This window comes from Janthinobacterium sp. JC611 (assembly GCF_018682595.1).
GTDB lineage: Bacteria > Pseudomonadota > Gammaproteobacteria > Burkholderiales > Burkholderiaceae_D > Janthinobacterium.
The window spans coordinates 170,837-187,245 of the sequence record NZ_JAFLJN010000044.1; the positions used below are offsets into that span (position 1 = coordinate 170,837).

Annotated in this window: 16 protein-coding genes; 6 read left to right on the forward strand and 10 right to left on the reverse strand. The window is 64.1% G+C overall.

The annotated features are described in order from the left end of the window. Window positions 1-40 precede the first annotated feature (40 nt). Window positions 41-607 carry a carboxymuconolactone decarboxylase family protein gene (locus J0O65_RS24625; RefSeq protein ID WP_215409794.1) on the forward strand — a complete coding sequence of 189 codons (567 nt, stop codon included), beginning with the start codon at window positions 41-43 and terminating at the stop codon, window positions 605-607. A gap of 97 nt (window positions 608-704) precedes the next feature. Then, window positions 705-1,565, forward strand: a complete 861-nt coding sequence (locus J0O65_RS24630) for a tetratricopeptide repeat protein (protein WP_215409795.1) — start codon at window positions 705-707, stop codon at window positions 1,563-1,565. On the opposite strand, the gene J0O65_RS24635 is transcribed toward J0O65_RS24630, so the two are convergent. After that, on the reverse strand, window positions 1,548-2,510 hold the full coding sequence (locus J0O65_RS24635; protein ID WP_502793592.1) for a GlxA family transcriptional regulator: 963 nt from the start codon (window positions 2,508-2,510) through the stop codon (window positions 1,548-1,550). The two genes, J0O65_RS24630 and J0O65_RS24635, sit on opposite strands and share 18 nt — an antisense overlap. A 142-nt stretch (window positions 2,511-2,652) precedes the next feature. Between J0O65_RS24635 and J0O65_RS24640 the strand changes: the two genes are divergently transcribed. Both J0O65_RS24640 and J0O65_RS24645 read left to right on the forward strand, forming a co-directional pair. Further along, the gene (locus J0O65_RS24640; protein ID WP_215409797.1) at window positions 2,653-3,297 is read left to right on the forward strand and encodes a cysteine hydrolase family protein; all 645 of its coding nucleotides are present in this window, start codon (window positions 2,653-2,655) and stop codon (window positions 3,295-3,297) included. A gap of 54 nt (window positions 3,298-3,351) precedes the next feature. Next, complete coding sequence (locus tag J0O65_RS24645) at window positions 3,352-3,912, forward strand: YdcF family protein (RefSeq protein ID WP_251373969.1); 561 nt, start codon at window positions 3,352-3,354, stop codon at window positions 3,910-3,912. A gap of 10 nt (window positions 3,913-3,922) precedes the next feature. Here the strand turns inward: J0O65_RS24645 and glpK are convergent, their stop codons facing one another. The 8 genes from glpK to glpD form a co-directional block, all read right to left on the reverse strand. Continuing rightward, complete coding sequence (glpK, locus tag J0O65_RS24650; protein WP_215409798.1) at window positions 3,923-5,416, reverse strand: glycerol kinase GlpK; 1,494 nt, start codon at window positions 5,414-5,416, stop codon at window positions 3,923-3,925. 80 nt (window positions 5,417-5,496) lie between these two features. Then, window positions 5,497-7,224: an ABC transporter substrate-binding protein gene (locus J0O65_RS24655; protein ID WP_215409799.1), complete on the reverse strand. Its 1,728-nt coding sequence runs from the start codon at window positions 7,222-7,224 to the stop codon at window positions 5,497-5,499. A 72-nt stretch (window positions 7,225-7,296) separates the two neighbouring features. After that, window positions 7,297-7,572, reverse strand: coding sequence for a DUF2160 domain-containing protein (locus J0O65_RS24660; protein ID WP_215409882.1), 276 nt, complete (start codon window positions 7,570-7,572; stop codon window positions 7,297-7,299). 31 nt (window positions 7,573-7,603) lie between these two features. Continuing rightward, on the reverse strand, window positions 7,604-8,410 hold the full coding sequence (locus J0O65_RS24665) for a carbohydrate ABC transporter permease (RefSeq protein WP_369811511.1): 807 nt from the start codon (window positions 8,408-8,410) through the stop codon (window positions 7,604-7,606). Beyond that, window positions 8,407-9,291 (reverse strand): carbohydrate ABC transporter permease, encoded by an 885-nt coding sequence (locus J0O65_RS24670; protein WP_131686321.1) that lies wholly within the window; start codon window positions 9,289-9,291, stop codon window positions 8,407-8,409. The genes J0O65_RS24665 and J0O65_RS24670 overlap by 4 nt, the downstream gene beginning before the upstream one ends. Continuing rightward, window positions 9,291-10,382, reverse strand: coding sequence for an ABC transporter ATP-binding protein (locus J0O65_RS24675; RefSeq protein ID WP_215409800.1), 1,092 nt, complete (start codon window positions 10,380-10,382; stop codon window positions 9,291-9,293). The genes J0O65_RS24670 and J0O65_RS24675 overlap by 1 nt, the downstream gene beginning before the upstream one ends. 1 nt (window position 10,383) lies before the next feature. Beyond that, entirely contained in the window at window positions 10,384-11,472 is a 1,089-nt protein-coding gene (locus tag J0O65_RS24680) for an ABC transporter ATP-binding protein (RefSeq protein WP_215409801.1), read from the reverse strand. Between the two features lie 93 nt (window positions 11,473-11,565). Continuing rightward, the gene (glpD, locus tag J0O65_RS24685; protein ID WP_215409802.1) at window positions 11,566-13,089 is read right to left on the reverse strand and encodes a glycerol-3-phosphate dehydrogenase; all 1,524 of its coding nucleotides are present in this window, start codon (window positions 13,087-13,089) and stop codon (window positions 11,566-11,568) included. A 227-nt stretch (window positions 13,090-13,316) separates the two neighbouring features. Here glpD and J0O65_RS24690 point away from each other — a divergent pair, with 227 nt between their 5' ends. Further along, window positions 13,317-14,078: a DeoR/GlpR family DNA-binding transcription regulator gene (locus J0O65_RS24690; RefSeq protein WP_215409803.1), complete on the forward strand. Its 762-nt coding sequence runs from the start codon at window positions 13,317-13,319 to the stop codon at window positions 14,076-14,078. 22 nt (window positions 14,079-14,100) lie between these two features. Here the strand turns inward: J0O65_RS24690 and J0O65_RS24695 are convergent, their stop codons facing one another. Further along, entirely contained in the window at window positions 14,101-15,105 is a 1,005-nt protein-coding gene (locus J0O65_RS24695; RefSeq protein WP_215409804.1) for a zinc-dependent alcohol dehydrogenase family protein, read from the reverse strand. Between the two features lie 124 nt (window positions 15,106-15,229). Here J0O65_RS24695 and J0O65_RS24700 point away from each other — a divergent pair, with 124 nt between their 5' ends. Continuing rightward, window positions 15,230-16,111: a LysR family transcriptional regulator gene (locus J0O65_RS24700; protein ID WP_215409805.1), complete on the forward strand. Its 882-nt coding sequence runs from the start codon at window positions 15,230-15,232 to the stop codon at window positions 16,109-16,111. The last annotated feature ends 298 nt before the right edge of the window (window positions 16,112-16,409 follow it).

The window sequence follows — 16,409 nt, forward strand, 5'->3', positions numbered from 1 at the left end:
TGCTGGCTCCCGCCGCCCACCTACCCTGCAAGGAGTTTCCATGCGCCTGCCCCTGATCGCTCCGAAAGACCTGACGCCCGAACAAAAGCCGCTGTACGATGATATGCGCAAAGGCATCAGCAGCAATTTCAACGATTTCATCGCCGTGCGCGACGACGGCGCCCTGATGGGGCCGTGGAATCCGTGGCTGCACGAACCGGCCATCGGCAAGGCGATCTGGAACCTGACCCTGGCCATGACGGCCAACGCCACGCTACCCGACAAGGTGCGCCAGATTGCCATCCTGGTGGTCGGCGCGCGCTACAACGCCGCCTATGAAATCTACGCCCACATCGCCGTCGCGGAGCGCGAAGGCATGCCAGCCGAGCGCCTCGCCACGCTGGTCGCGGACGTCAAGCCGGTCGACCTGGACAAGCAAGAGAGCGTGGCCTACGACCTGGCCTACGCGCTCAGCCGTGGCGGCACGCTGCCGGAGCCGCTGTACCGACTGGCGCTGGCCACCTTTGGCCAGCATGGCACCAACGAGCTGATCTACCTCGTGGGCCTGTACGCGCTGGTCTCGACCACCTTGAACGGCTTCAACGTACCGGTGCCGGAACGCGACTGAAGGGCCTTGGCCAGCCTGGCGTGCCGCCATGCGGCCGACGGTGCGCGCCCGCCGCGTCCTCTTGTTCTACACTGGCGTTTTATCCTCCGGTGTCCCCATGCTATTACCCGCACGCCTCGCCCACGTCTCGGCGGAACAAGACTGGCAACACACGACGGCGTACCCACCGCTCGGCTTCATCCCGTTTTCCGAAGGCGCGCTGGGCAATGGGGACACGTTCGGCCTGTACTGGCCCATCGGCCGCGAAGCATCCGAACCCATCGTCGTCGAAACGTGGCACGACGCGTGGCGCATCCAGCCGCACTTTTCCAGTCTGGACGCGTTTTTGCAAGCCCATGCGGCAGCCGAGGACGAGTATGTCGGCACGCCATCGCTGGCCGACGATCCGGCCTCGCCGCGCGCCGCCTTCCTGGAAGCCAAGGAACAGATCGCCCAGCGCAAGCCGGACGCGGCCATCGCGCTGCTGGAAGGAGCGCTCGCCCTCGTACCCGAATACACGGATGCGCTGACCTTGCTGCATGGCCAGTATGTGCGGATGGGAAGAATCGACGACGCCGTCACGGTGGCCATCCAGGCCATCATCTCGCCACCGGCATTTGGCGGCCCGCCCTTGAAAGCCTTGCAATGGCTGCGCACGCAGCCGGTGCCGGAAGGGGAAATCGACCCCATCTGGCGCGCCTGCGGGCAGTTGTCGTTCCACTTTGGCGGCAGCAAGGACAATGCCGATTATCCCGTGCTGCTCGCGGCCATCGACTCCTACCTGGCGCAGGGCAAGCACGTTTGCGCCGCGACCCTGATGCAGACGTATGCCGAACTGATGAGCGCGGAAACCGTCTCCTTCCAGGAACGCCACGCCTTCGAGCCGGCCGCCTTCATCGCGCGGCAAATCGCCGTCAGCGCGATGCTGCCCCAGGGCAGCCGGGATCCGGCGCTACTCTGGTCAAGCGAGCTGGCCTAGCTGCTGCCGGAACAGCTTGCGATACGCCGTAGGCGACGTCTGCAAGCTGGTCCGGAAATGCTGACGCAAGGACAGGGCCGTGCCGAAACCGGCTTCCTGCGCCACGATGTCGATCGACGCCGCGCTTTTTTCCAGCAAGCCTTGCGCATGCGCCAGGCGCTGGTTCAGCAGCCACTGCTTGAACGACGTGCCCATGGCCTGGCGGAAGTGGCGCGTGAAATTGCGCCGGCTCATGGCGGCCTGTTCGGCCAGCGCGTCGATGCTGTGCGCCTGGTCCAGCCTGGCCGTCACGCCAGCAAGCACCTCGGCGAAGCGCCCTTCGCTGCCGGACACGGGCAGCGGGCGCGCGATGAACTGCGCCTGCCCGCCCTGGCGGTGCGGCGCCACCAGCAGCCGGCGCGCCACCCTGTTGGCCACTTCGGCGCCCGCCAGCTGGCGCAGCAGATACAGGCAGCAATCGAGGCCGGCCGCCACGCCGGCCGACGTCAGCACGCCGCCATCGTCCACGTACAGCACTTCCCGGTCCACCCTGACCCTGGGATAGCGGGCCGCCAGCCGGTCCGCCATGCCCCAGTGCGTGGCGGCACTCTTGCCATCCAACAAGCCCGCCTGCGCCAGCGGAAACGCGCCCAGGCACAGGCCCACCATGCGCGCGCCGCGCCGGCTGGCCGCCTGCAGCGCCGCGACCAGGGGCGCCGCCGCGTCGCGGCAATCGTCGTGCCAGGCCGGCATGATGACGATATCGGCGCCGTCCAGCCCTTCCAGGCCGAACTCGGGCGCGATGCCGAAGCCGGCCGCCGTGCGCAAGGGCGCGGGATCGGCGGCGCACACGCGCACGTGGAAAGGCGGTAGATCGGCCTCGTCCGTCTGGGCGCCGAACACGAGGCAGGGCACGGACAAGTGGAATGGCGTCATGCCGTCGAAGGCGATCACGGCAATGCTCAAAGGAGCGGAAGAGGCAGGAAGAATAGGCATGGCCCGATTTTATCGCAGATAGGCCTTCGGGCCACTTTTTGTTTGCGGCGCGCGGATCGAGAATAACGGTATCGAGGAAGTCCTTCCTCTTTCAACCGTCTCAGGAGAACCCATGTCCAGCCCAGTTTCCACCGCCCCACGCCGCGCCCTGCTCGTCATCGACGTGCAAAATGAATACTTCACGGGCGACCTGCCCATCGCATATCCATCCGTCGACATCTCGCTGCCGAACATCGTCACGGCCATGGCGGGCGCCCGCGCCGCCGGCGTGCCCGTCATCGTCGTCCAGCACGATGCGCCGGAAGCCTCGCCCATCTTCGCCAGGGGCAGCGACGGCTGGCAGCTGCATCCGCAAGTGGCCGCCTTCACCGCCGACCACCGCATCAACAAGATCATGAGCAGCGTGTTTGCCGGCACGGACTTGCGCGCCTGGCTGGAGCGCCACGGCATCGACACCCTGACGGTGATCGGCTACATGACGCACAACTGCGACGCGGCCACCATCGTCCACGCCGCCCACGACGGCTTGCAGGTCGAGTTCCTGCAGGACGCCACCGGCACCCTGCCCTACGCCAATGCGGGCGGCACGGCCAGCGCCGAGGAAATCCACCGCGTCTTCAGTACGGTCTTCCACTCGAATTTCGCCGCCGTCGCCAGCACGCAGGCGTGGCTCGACGCCGTGCGCGAAGGCAAACCGCTGGAAAAGGACAATATTTATCTGTCGAACCAGCGCGCGCGCAAGGCGCAGGCGAACTGACGCCGGCGGGAATGGACGGGTATCATGCGTCCATTTCCTACTTGATGATGCACGATGCGAAAAATAACTGTGATTGGCTTGACGACTGCGGGTGTTTTCCTGCTGGCCACGACCGCCCTGGTGCTGGCGGGACTCGACGACAAGCTGGCGCCCGCCGACCTGATCGTCGTGCCGGGCAACACGATCCTGCCCGACGGCACGCCCAGCCCCCGCCTGCAGGCGCGGCTCGACGCGGCGCTGACGCAATTCCAGGCACACCGGGCGCCGCGCATCCTCGTCAGCGGGGCGACGGGCAAGGAAGGCTTTGACGAGGCCGCATCAATGGCCCGCTACCTGCAGTCGCGCGGGGTGCCGGCCAGCGCCATCATCGAGGATAATCAAGGCTGGACCACGGACGCCACGGCCCGCAACGCGGCGCTGCTCATGCGCGCGCACGGCTGGAAGACAGCCATGGTGGCCACGCAATATTTTCACGTGCCCCGCTTCCGGCTGGCGCTGGAGCGGGCCGGCATCGCCGTCAGCGCCAACGTGCACGCGCCGTATTTTGAACTGCGCGACTTGTATTCGGTGCCGCGCGAAACGGTCGGTTACGCCGTGTATTTCATGCGGCCCTGAGCACGCGTTTTCACTCGCTCCAGTCGCGAGAGCGCTCCACGGCCCGTTGCCACTTGTGCAGCCGGCTCAGGCGCTCGTCGGCCGCCATGGCCGGCTCGAAGCGGCGTCCCACCCGCCACTGGGCCGCGATTTCTTCCTGCGATGCCCAGAAACCCACGGCCAGGCCCGCCAGGTAGGCGGCGCCCAGAGCCGTCGTTTCCGTCACCACGGGACGCACCACGGGCACATTCAAGATGTCGGCCTGGAACTGCATCAGCATGTCGTTGCGGGCCGCGCCGCCGTCGACGCGCAGTTCCGAGAGCGCGATGCCCGCGTCGTCCTGCATGGCGGACAGCACATCGACGTTCTGGTAGGCCACGCCTTCGAGCGCCGCGCGCGCGATGTGCGCCTTGCCCGTGCCGCGCGTGATGCCGATCAGGGTGCCGCGCGCATACGGGTCCCAGTACGGCGCGCCGAGTCCGGCGAACGCGGGCACGAAGACCAGGCCGCCCGAATCGGGCACGCTGGTGGCCAAGGCTTCCACTTCGGACGAGTCGCGGATGATGCCCAGCCCATCGCGCATCCATTGCACGGCCGCGCCGGCGATGAAGGCGCTGCCTTCCAATAAATAATCGGTCTTGTCCGTTCCCTTGCCCAGGCTCCAGGCCACCGTCGTCAACAGCCGGTTTTTCGAGGGCAAGGGACGCTTGCCCACGTTCATCAGCATGAAGCAGCCCGTGCCGTAGGTATTCTTGGCCATGCCCGGTTTCAAACAGGCCTGGCCGAACGTGGCGGCCTGCTGGTCGCCCGCGATGCCGGCGATCGGCACGGACACGCCCAGCAAGTTGGCATGCGTGTGCGCAGCCACGCCGCTCGACGGCACGACGTCGGGCAGCAGGGAGGCGGGAATGTCCAGCAGCGCCAGCAGGTCCGTGTCCCATTGCAGGGTGTGGATATTGAACAGCATGGTGCGCGCCGCGTTGCTCGTGTCCGTCAAGTGGGCGCCGCTCATCTTGTAGATCAGCCAGCTGTCGACGGTGCCGAAGGCCAGCTCGCCCCGTTCGGCGCGCGCGCGGGCGCCGGGAACGTTGTCGAGCAGCCATTTGAGCTTGGTGGCGGAAAAATAGGCGTCCAGCACGAGACCCGTCTTGCGCTGGATCAAGTCCGCCTTGCCCTGCTCGACCAGTTGCTCGCAGTAAGCCGCATTGCGGCGGTCTTGCCAGACGATGGCGTTGGCGACGGGCTCGCCCGTGGCGCGGTCCCACAGCACCGTCGTTTCGCGCTGGTTGGTCACGCCGATGGCGGCCACGTCGGATGCGGCCACGCCGCTGTCGCGCAAGACCTGGTGCAGCACGCCCTCTTGCGACGCCCAGATGTCGTTCGCGTCATGCTCGACCCAGCCCGGCTGGGGGAATATCTGGCGAAATTCGCGCTGCGCGCTGGCGTGCGGCCGGCCCGCATGGTCGAACAGGATGGCGCGCGAGCTGGTGGTGCCCTGGTCTAAAGCAAGTATGTATGTGGTCATGGTCGCTACTACGTCTTTACAGTGAAAGGGGCACAGGCATTGCCCGTGCCCCGGAACAACGGCGGCGGAAGTCTACACGACTACCTGACCTTGCCTTCTTTCCAAGCCTGCAATAATTTATCGTAGGCGATCGTTTCACCCTTCGGCTTTTCATTCGCCAGCTTTTTCCATGGGGCGTGCTGATCCGACAGATACTGGTTCGGGTCGACCTTGGGATTGAGCTTCGGCGCGCACGCTTTCATGCCGGCCCGCTGCAATCGCGCCATGACCTGGTCCATTTCCTCGGCCAGGTTATCCATGGCGGCTTGCGGCGTTTTTTCCGCCGTGATGGCCGTGGCCACGTTTTTCCACCACAGCTGCGCCAGCTTCGGATAGTCGGGCACGTTGTTGCCGGTCGGCGTCCACGCCACGCGGGCGGGGCTGCGGTAGAACTCGATCAAGCCGCCGTATTCATTCGCATGTTTCGTGAAGTAATCGTGGCGGATGTCGGAATCGCGGATAAAAGTCAGGCCGACGATGGACTTCTTCAGCGACACGGTTTTCGACGTGACGAATTGCGCGTACAGCCAGGCGGCGGCCTTGCGGTCGTCCGGCGTGGACTTGAACAGGAACCAGGAACCCACGTCCTGGTAGCCGTTCTGCATGCCGTCCTTCCAGTACGGGCCGTGCGGCGACGGCGCCATGCGCCATTTCGGCGTGCCGTCCTTGTTGACCACCGGCAAGCCCGGTTTCGTCATGCCCGCCGTAAATGCCGTGTACCAGAAGATTTGCTGGGCGATTTCACCCTGCGCCGGCACGGGGCCCGATTCCGAGAAATTCATGCCGTTCGCCTGCGGCGGCGCGTATTTCTTCATCCAGTCGATGTATTTCGTCAGCGCAAAGACGGCCGCCGGCGAATTGGTGGCGCCGCCGCGCGACATCGACGCGCCCACGGGCGTGCACTTGTCGGCCGCCACCTTGATGCCCCACTCGTCGACCGGCATGCCGTTTGGAATGCCCTTGTCGGCCGCGCCAGCCATCGACAGCCAGGCATCGGTGAAGCGCCAGCCCAAGGATGGATCTTTCTTGCCGTAATCCATGTGGCCATAGACTTTCTTGCCGTCCAGTTCCTTCACGTCATTCGTGAAAAAGTCGGCGATATCTTCATACGCGGACCAGTTTTGCGGCACGCCCAGCTCGTAGCCATACTTGGCCTTGAACTTGGCTTGCAAATCCTTGCGCGCGAACCAGTCGGCGCGGAACCAGTACAGGTTGGCGAATTGCTGGTCGGGCAGCTGGTACACCTTGCCGTCCGGCGCCGTGGTAAAGCTGATGCCGATGAAATCCTTCAAGTCCAGGCCGGGATTGGTAAATTCCTTGCCCTTGGCGGCCATGTAGTCGGACAGCGGTTCGACGGCGCCATAGCGGTAATGGGTGCCGATCAGGTCGGAATCGGAAATCCAGCCGTCATAGATGCTCTTGCCGGACTGCATCGAGGTTTGCAGCTTTTCCACCACGTCGCCTTCCTGGATGATGTCGTGGCGCACCTTGATGCCCGTGATTTCCTCGAAGGCCTTGGCCAGGGTCTTCGATTCGTAGACGTGGGTGTCGATGGTTTCCGAGACCACGGAAATTTCCTTGATGCCCTTGGCTTTCAGCTTGGCCGCCGCATCGATGAACCATTTCATTTCAGCAAGCTGTTGCTGCTTGCTCAGGCTGGATGGCTGGAATTCCTTGTCGATCCAGGTTTGCGCCTGTTTGGCGTCCGCCAGGGCCGCATTCGACACGAGCATGGCCGCAGCCGCGAAGACCGTGAACTTCAATTTCATCGTGAATCTCCTTTTATAGTTTTTACCGGCCGCCTGCTGGCGGTCCGGCCTCCATCAACACCGGCAAGCCGGTCATCCCCAACGCATTACAACCAACAACAAGACAAAACTGATCGCAGCCCCGATGGCCTGCTGCATTTCCGTGAACCCCGCCCACGCCAGATTCACATAGGCGGCCGTGAGCAGCCCGATGAACAGGCGGTCGCCGCGCGTGGTCGGCATGGGCAGGAAACCCTTGCGTTCGATGCTGGGCGAACGGATTTGCCACACCGTCATGCCCGCGAGCATCAAGCCGATGCAAAGGAAGAAGATGGCCACTTCCGGCGTCCACGCCATCCAGCCGAACAGGCTGGCAGTGCTATCGCTGGTATTTTCCATGTCACACCCTCCCCATCGCGAAACCCTTGGCTATGTAATGCCGCACGAACCAGATCACCAGCGCACCGGGCACGATGGTCAGCACGCCCGCGGCCGCCAGCACGCCCCAGTCCATGCCGGCCGCCGAGACCGTGCGCGTCATGGTGGCGGCGATGGGCTTGGCATTGACGGACGTCAGGGTGCGCGCCAGCAGCAGCTCCACCCAGCTGAACATGAAGCAGAAGAAGGCCGTCACGCCCACGCCGGACTTAATCATCGGCAAGAAGATGCGGATGAAGAAGCGCGGAAAACTGTAGCCGTCGATATACGCCGTCTCGTCGATTTCCTTCGGCACGCCGGACATGAACCCTTCCAAAATCCAGACGGCCAGCGGCACGTTGAAGACCATGTGCGCCAGCGCCACGGCCAAATGCGTATCCATCAGGCCCACCGTCGAATACAGCTGGAAGAACGGCACGAGAAACACGGCGGGCGGCGTCATGCGGTTGGTCAGCAGCCAGAAGAACAGATGCTTGTCGCCGACGAAGTTGTAGCGCGAAAATGCATACGCGGCCGGCAAGGCAACGGTGACCGACATGACCATGTTCAAGGCCACGTAAATCATGGAATTGATGTAGCCGCTGTACCAGGATCGGTCGGTAAAAATCGTGTGGTAGTTGGCGAACGTCAGTTGCTGGGGCCACAGGCTCAGCACGCCCACGATTTCCTCATTAGTCTTGAGCGACATATTGAGCATCCAGTAGATGGGCAGCAAGGAGCCCAGCAGGAAGACGGTCAGGATGGCGCTGCTCATTTTCTTGTGCATCATTTCTGGTCTCCCGTGCCGACGCGCTGCATCCACGTGTACAGCACAAAGCAGAACAGCAGGATGATCAGGAAGTAAATCAATGAAAAGGCCGAGGCCGGCCCCAGGTCGAACTGGCCCACGGCCTTTTGCGTCAGGTATTGCGACAAGAAGGTGGTCGCGTTGCCCGGTCCGCCGCCCGTCAGCACGAACGGTTCCGTGTAGATCATGAAACTGTCCATGAAGCGCAGCAAGACGGCGATCATCAGCACATTGCGCAGTTTCGGCAGCTGGATGTAGCGGAACACGGCCAGGCGCGAGGCGCCGTCGATGCGCGCCGCCTGGTAATACGCGTCGGGAATGGCGCGCAAGCCCGCATAGCACAGCAGCACCACCAGCGGCGTCCAGTGCCAGATATCCATCACCATCACCGTCAGCCAGGCGTCGAGCGAATTGCCGTTGTAATTGTAGGCTAAGCCCAGCTGGTTCAGGCTGTAGCCCATCAGGCCGATGTCGCCGCGGCCGAAGATTTGCCAGATGGTGCCCACCACGTTCCAGGGAATCAAGAGGGGCAGCGCGATGAGCACCAGCGCCAGCGACGCCTTCCAGCCGTCGGCCGGCATGCACAGGGCGATCAGGATGCCCAGCGGAATCTGGATCGCCAGCACGGAGCCGGAAAACAGCAGCTGGCGCAGCAGGGCGCTGTGCAAGTCGCCGTCGAGCATGACCATGCGGAACCACTCCGTGCCCACGAACACTTTTTGCGTGGGGCTCAGAATATCCTGCACGGAATAGTTCACCACCGTCATCAGCGGCAGGATGGCGGAAAAGGCCACGCACAGCAGCACCGGCAGGATCAGCAGCCAGGCGCGGCGGTTGTTATCGGTTTTACCGTTATGTATCATCAGGCCACCCGCTTATCGTTGACATAGAACAAGGTGCGTTGCGGCGGAAAGCGCAGCCGCACAGCATCTCCGGCGACGGCGTCGATGGCGCGCAGCTTGGCCGCCACCGTCGCGCCGCCCAGCTGGAATTCCGCCAGGTAATGCGTGCCCATGTTGCGCACGGCCGTCACCTTGGCCTCCAGGCAATGATCATCACCCTCACCCGCCTTCCAGCATTCGACGAACTCCGGCCGCACGCCCAGCGTGATCTTGCCTTGCGCGCCAGCGAGCGCCGCGCGCGCGGCGGCGGATACGGCCAGCACCTGCCCCGCCACGCGCAAGCCGCCATCGTCCAGGGCGCAATCGAGCAAGTTCATGCCCGGGTTGCCGATGAAATAGCCGACGAAGGTGTGCTCGGGCTCCTCGAACAGCGCTTGCGCGCTGCCCGTCTGCACCACTTCGCCCTGCGTCATGACGACCACCTGGTCGGCAAAGGTCAGCGCTTCCACCTGGTCGTGCGTGACATAGATCAATGACAATTTCAGCTCGTGGTGGATTTCCTTCAACTTTCTGCGCAGCAGCCATTTCAGATGCGGGTCGATCACCGTCAGCGGTTCGTCGAACAGCACGGCCGCCACGTCGGGCCGCACGAGACCGCGGCCCAGCGAAATCTTTTGCTTGGCGTCCACGGACAAGCCGCTGGCGCGCAATTTCAGGTCGTCCGCCAATTCCAGCATCTGCGCCACCTGCTGCACGCGCTTTTTGACTTCCGTCTCTTTCCAGCCGCGATTGCGCAGCGGAAAGGCCAGGTTGTCGTGCACGGTCATGGTGTCGTAGATGACGGGAAACTGGAACACTTGCGCGATATTCCTCGCCTCGGTTGGCAGTTGCGTGACGTCCTTGCCGTCGAACAGCACCTTGCCGTGCGACGGCTTCACCAGGCCGGAAATAATGTTGAGCAAGGTGGTCTTGCCGCAGCCGGACGGCCCCAGCAAGGCATACGCGCCGCCGTCATGCCATTCCATGCTCATGGGCCGCAGCGCGTAGTCGGCCGGCGCCGCGGGATTCGGTTTGTAGGCGTGGGCCAGGTCCAGCAGTTCGATGCGCGCCATGTCAAGCTCCTCCTGGCGCAAACAGCAGCCCGCCATCTTCTGCAAAAATCAGCAAGGCATGCGGCTGGCAATACACGGTGCAGGCGCTGCCGATCTCCAGCTTGTGCACGCCGCCCAGCTGCGCCACCAGGGCCAGCTCGCCGCGGCGCGCATGCACATAGGTTTCCGAACCGCTGATTTCCGCCAGGTCCACCGTAGCTGCGATGGGCACGTCGCCATCGGACTGCGGAGATAAATGCAAGCTGTGCGCGCGCACGCCGAGGATCACGTCCCGGCTGTCGCCCAGGCGGGCGCGCTGCGCGCCGCTCAGGTGGATGGCCAGGCCGTCGGCCGCCTGCGCCACGCCGTGCGCATCCACGCGCGCGGGGATCAGATTGATGGGCGGATCGCTGAAGGTGCGCGCCACGTCGATGGAATTGGGCGCGTTGAAGACGTCCAGGGTCGGCCCCTGCTGCAGCAAGCGCCCCTCGTGCAGCACGGCCACGTGGCCGCCCAGCTGCAGCGCTTCCAGCGGTTCCGTCGTTGCATACACGACCGTCGTGCTGCCGCTGGAAAACAGTTCCGTCAATTCGCGGCGCAATTCCTCGCGCAGTTTGTAGTCGAGGTTGACGAGCGGTTCGTCGAGCAGCAGCAGCGACGCATCCTTGATCAGCGCCCGTCCCAGCGCCGTGCGCTGCTGCTGGCCGCCCGACAGTTCGCCCGGCGTGCGCTGCAGATACGGCGTGATGTGCAGGCGCTCGGCCAGCGCCAGCACTTTCGTCCGGATCTGCTCCTCGGGCACCTTGCGCAAGCGCAAGGGCGAGGCGATATTGTCGTAGACGGTGAAGGCTGGATAGTTGATGAATTGCTGGTAGACCATGGCCAGGTTGCGTTTGCTGACGGGCACGCCCGTCACGTCCACGCCATCGGCCGTGACGGTGCCCCCGCTGGGCTTGTCCAGGCCCGCCATCACGCGCATCAGGGTCGTCTTGCCGGCACGCGTGGTGCCCAGCAAGACGTTGATGGCGCCCGGCACCAGTGCCAGCGACATCGGATATAAAAAGTCGTCAGCCCCCTGCTTCCTGCTGATCTTGTCCAGTACCAGTTGCACGCGCTTCTCCTCCAGTGATGGTTTCTTATTCTTCGCCGCGCCCTCTGCGGGGCGCGGTCGCTTACGTGTGCTGCTTACGGCAAAGGGTGCTGCTTATGACAAAGGATGCTGCAACAGCCAGGCGTCGAGCCTGCCTGCCGTCTCTTGCGGCAGGTGCAGGCCCAGCTTGGAGCGCCGCCACAGGATGTCGGCCGCGCTGACCGCCCATTCGTGGCGCCGCAGATAATCGACTTCCGCCGCGTACAGGCCGGCGGCGATTTCCTCGCCCATGGCCGCCACGTCCGCCCTGCCATCGAGCAGCACGTGGATGCGCGTGCCGTAGGCGCGCGCATAGCGCGCCACCAGCGCCGCCGGCAGCCAAGCATACTCGCGCTGCAAGCCTTGCACGAACTGGCCGAACTCGCGCACGGCGCGGTTCTGCGGCGTGCCGCCGAACAGGTCGCCGCCGGGCAGGCAGGCGCTGGCGGTCCAGGCCGGCAGCGTATTGCCCAGCAAGGGCGCCAGCATGTCCATGGCCTCCTCGGCCAGCTTGCGGAAGGTGGTGATCTTGCCGCCGAAAACGCTGAGCAGCGGCGCACCTTCCCGGTCCAGTTCGAAGCGGTAATCGCGCGTCACGGCCTTGGCGTCGGCCGCCGCGTCTTCCACCAGCGGGCGCACGCCCGCATACGTCCACACCACATCGGCCGGCAAGATTGGCTTGCTGAAATAGTAACTGGAAAGCTCGCACAAGTAACGAATTTCCTCGCCATCGATCTCCACCTTGCCGCTGTCGCCGTGATAGTCGAGATCGGTGGTGCCGATCAGGGTGAAATCGTGCTCATACGGAATGGCAAACACGATGCGTCCGTCCGGATGCTGGAAGATGTAGGCATGATCATGCGCGAACAGGCGCTTGACGACGATATGGCTGCCCTTGATCAGGCGCAAATGCCGGTGCGGTGCGGCGGGCGCCGCCTGCCGCAGGAACTCGGCCGTCCACGGCCCTGCCGCATTGACGACGCTGCGCGCGCGCACGGCCAGTTCGCGCCCGTCGTCCTGCCGCAAGGTGGCCAACCAGCAAGCATCCGCACCCGCACCGTCGCGCCGCAAGGCCGCGCAGCGCGTGCGCGTCAGGATGGTCGCGCCCTTGTCCGCCGCATCGATGGCGTTCAGCACCACCAGGCGCGCATCGTCGACCCAGCCGTCGGAATACACGAAGCCGCGCTTGAACTGGGGTTTCAACGGTTGGCCGGCCGCGTGGCGCGCCAGGTCGATGCCGCTGGAGGCGGGCAGGATTTCCCGCTTCGCCAGCATGTCGTAGAGGAACAGGCCGGCGCGTATCAGCCAGGCCGGACGCTGGCCCTTGGCGTGCGGCATGACGAAGCGCAGCGGCCACATGATGTGCGGCGCCGAGCGCAGCAGCACTTCACGCTCGATCAGCGCCTTGCGCACGAGGCCGAATTCATAGTATTCGAGGTAGCGCAGGCCGCCGTGTATCAGCTTGGTCGATGCGGACGAGGTATGCGCGGCCAGGTCATCTTTTTCGCACAGCAGCACCGACAAGCCCCGTCCCGCCGCGTCGCGCGCGATGCCGGCGCCATTGATGCCGCCGCCGACCACCAGCACGTCGCATGCCATCGTTGTCTCCACACCTTGCTGTGCTGCGGCCATCGGGACTCCGTGTCTGTCGGGAAAAGGCCGGCGAGGAAAGACTAGGCATCGCCGGCGACTGTCGCTAAGATCAATACAGATGCATTTCGAATGCAATATGGATAAGATTACGCCAGAATACGAACTCATAGCAACATATTTTTAGTACTATTTGTTCGTTTTTGTTCGTTTTAGATTTTTAAAGAGACAAACCCATGATCTTGAATCCCCGCCAGCGCCGCCTGCTCGAAGTGGTGCGCCAGAAGGTCACCATGTCCGTCGAAGAGCTGGCGCAGCAGCTGGACGTGACGCCGCAAACCGTGCGCCGCGACGTCAAGCAGATGGAAGAGGCGCGCCTGCTGGCCCGCTACCACGGCGGTGTGGGCTTGCCCTCGTCCGTGGAAAACATCGATTACAGCCAGCGGCAGGTGTTCAACAGCGACGCCAAGCGGCGCATCGCCGCCGCCGTCGCCGCGCAGGTGCCGCACGGCTGTTCGCTGCTGATCAATATCGGCACGACGACCGAGGAAGTGGCGCGCGCGCTGGGCCGGCACACGGGCTTGCACGTGGTAACGAACAACCTGAACGTGGCCGCCATCCTGGCCGACAACGCCGCCTGCGAAGTCATCGTGGCCGGCGGCGTCGTACGCGGGCGCGACCGCGGCATCGTCGGCGAGGCCACCATCGACTTCATCCGCCAGTTCAAGGTCGACATCGGCATCATCGGCATTTCCAGCATCGACGAGGACGGCAGCCTGCGCGACTTCGACGCGCGCGAAGTGAAGGTGGCGCAAGCCATCATCGAGCAGTCGCGCGAAGTATGGCTGGTGGCCGACCAGCATAAATTCGGCCGCAAGGCGCTGGTGCGCCTGGCCGACCTGGCGCAAGTGGACATCCTGTTTACGGATGCGCCTCCGCCGCCCCGCTTTGCCCAGGTCTTGCGCGACGCCAACGTAAAAGTACGCGTGGCAGCCTGACGACGACCGCGTCCTCCCCGGCTCAGTGCGCGATGGCAAGCTTGCCGAAGTGGCGCCCGCCGGCAGCCAGTTCCGCATACGCTGCGGCCGTGTCGTCGATGCCGAACACGCGATCGATGACGGGCACGATGCCATGCGCGGCGATGGCCTGGGCCGCCTGCGCCAGGTCGGCCACGGAACCGGTGTTGTTGCCGATGACGCGCAAGGCCTTGACGATGACGGGCAACAAGTCGATGCCGGCGGCCGTGCCGCCGACAAAGCCCACCGTGAAGACCGTGCCGCCCACCGCCGCCGCGTTGAGCGAGCGCGCGATGGTGGCGCCGCCCACCGTCTCGACCACCAGGTCGGCACCCCGCCCAACGGTCAGTTTCAGCACTTCCGCGTCCCAGGCCGGCGTGGCCCGGTAGTTGATCAGGTGATCGGCGCCCAGTTGGCGCGCCCGTTCCAGCTTTTCATCGCTGGACGACGCCAGGATCACCGTGGCGCCCGAGGCCTTGGCAAACTGCAAGGCAAAAAGGCTGACGCCGCCCGTTCCCAACAGCAACACCACCGATCCGGGGCGCACCTGCGCCGAACGCACGGCATTCCAGGCCGTCGTCGCCGCGATGGGCAGCGCCGCGCCCTGGACGAAATCAAGATGAGCCGGCAAGGGGACCAGGCTGGCGGCGGGCACGGCCACGTACTCGGCCAGCGAGCCCGGCAAAGAGACGCCGCGCATCGCACCGACGTTGTGCGGCGTAATGGCGCCGCCCTGCCAGTTCGGCATGAAGTGCGGGATGACGCGGTCGCCGACGGCCAGGCCGCTCACGCCGTCGCCCAGCGCCGCCACTTCGCCCGCGCCGTCGGCGACGGGGATCAGCGGAAAGGCCGCGCCGGCAAAGTTGCCCGTCGCAATGGCCACGTCCAGGAAGTTCAGCGTGGCGGCGCGCAAGCGCAGCAGCACCTCGCCCCGGCCGGCCTGCGGCTCGGGCAGCTCGGTCCGGCGAAACGCGGCAAGGGAAGGAGCGGTCAGTTGTATGGCTTTCATGGTCTGTTCTCTGGAGATGTGTGTCAGGGTGGCCGCAGGCTGGCGGGAAAAACATCAGTGTCATTTAAAATCATCGGTAGATAAACTATGGTTTAATTCAATGATTTGACACCAAGGATTGCCAATGGATTTACTCGACAGCATGAAGGTGTATGTACTGGCCGTTGACAAAGGCAGTTTGAGCGCGGCCGCGGCCGCCTGCGGGATCTCCGCGACGATGGCCGGCAACCATCTGCGTATGCTGGAAAAACGCCTGGGCATGCAACTGCTCCACCGCACCACCCGGCGCCAGCACCTGACCGCCTTCGGCGAGGATTACTACGCCCGCTGCAGGGAAATCCTCAGGCTGGTGAGCGAAACCGATGTCCAGGCGCAAAACTCGCAACTGGCGCCCGTCGGCAAGCTGCGCATCACGGCGCCCCTCACCTTCGGCGCGGAAGCACTGATGCCCGCCATGGCCGTGTACCTGGAACGCTATCCCGAAGTGAGCATCGATGTGTCCCTGAGCGACCGTGTGGTCGACCTGGTGGAGGAAGGCTTCGAGGCCGCCATCCGTATCGGCCAGCTGCCTGATTCGTCGCTGATCGCCAGGCCGCTGGCCCCCTACCGGCTGATGATCTGCGCCTCTCCCGACTATCTGGCGCGCAAGGGAACACCGCGCGAGCCAGCCGACCTGAGCCAGCACGAATGCCTGTCCTTCTCACCCGCCGCCCTGGCACACTGGCGCCTGACAGACCGCCAGGACGACGTCTGCAGCGTGCCGGTCTCGGGCCGCCTGCAAGTCAATCACGGCCAGGCGCTGCGTGTTGCCGCATTGCATGGCATGGGCATCGTGCTGCAACCGGCCTTCCTGCTACAAACCGACGTGCAGGCGGGCCGCCTGGTTCAGCTATTCCCCACGCATGCATTGCCCAGCCGCCCGTTAAGCGTGGTCTACCTGCCGGACCGCTATCGCTCGCCCAAATTGCGCAGCTTCGTCGATTTTCTGGTGGAAAGGTTCAGCTGAACGGCGCCGGCAACAGGCATCCGCCATTCGACAGTCATCGCCATTGAAATATTTATCAATTCGGCAAAATTCATGTTACCATTGATGCAACATGAGTTATTCTTTTAATCTTCCTGTCCAGCAAGACGATTACTTGCTTGATATTGCTTTTTATCCATCCAGAGCAAGAAAAAAGGAAAAACTCTTTGCCGGTAAGTGATTTCCTGCGAAAACAGTGTTAGAAATACCTCAAGCACGATGATTGTTCCCAAACAAACCACTCGACAGCAAGCGTGAAGGCCTGAACCATGCCGGCAAC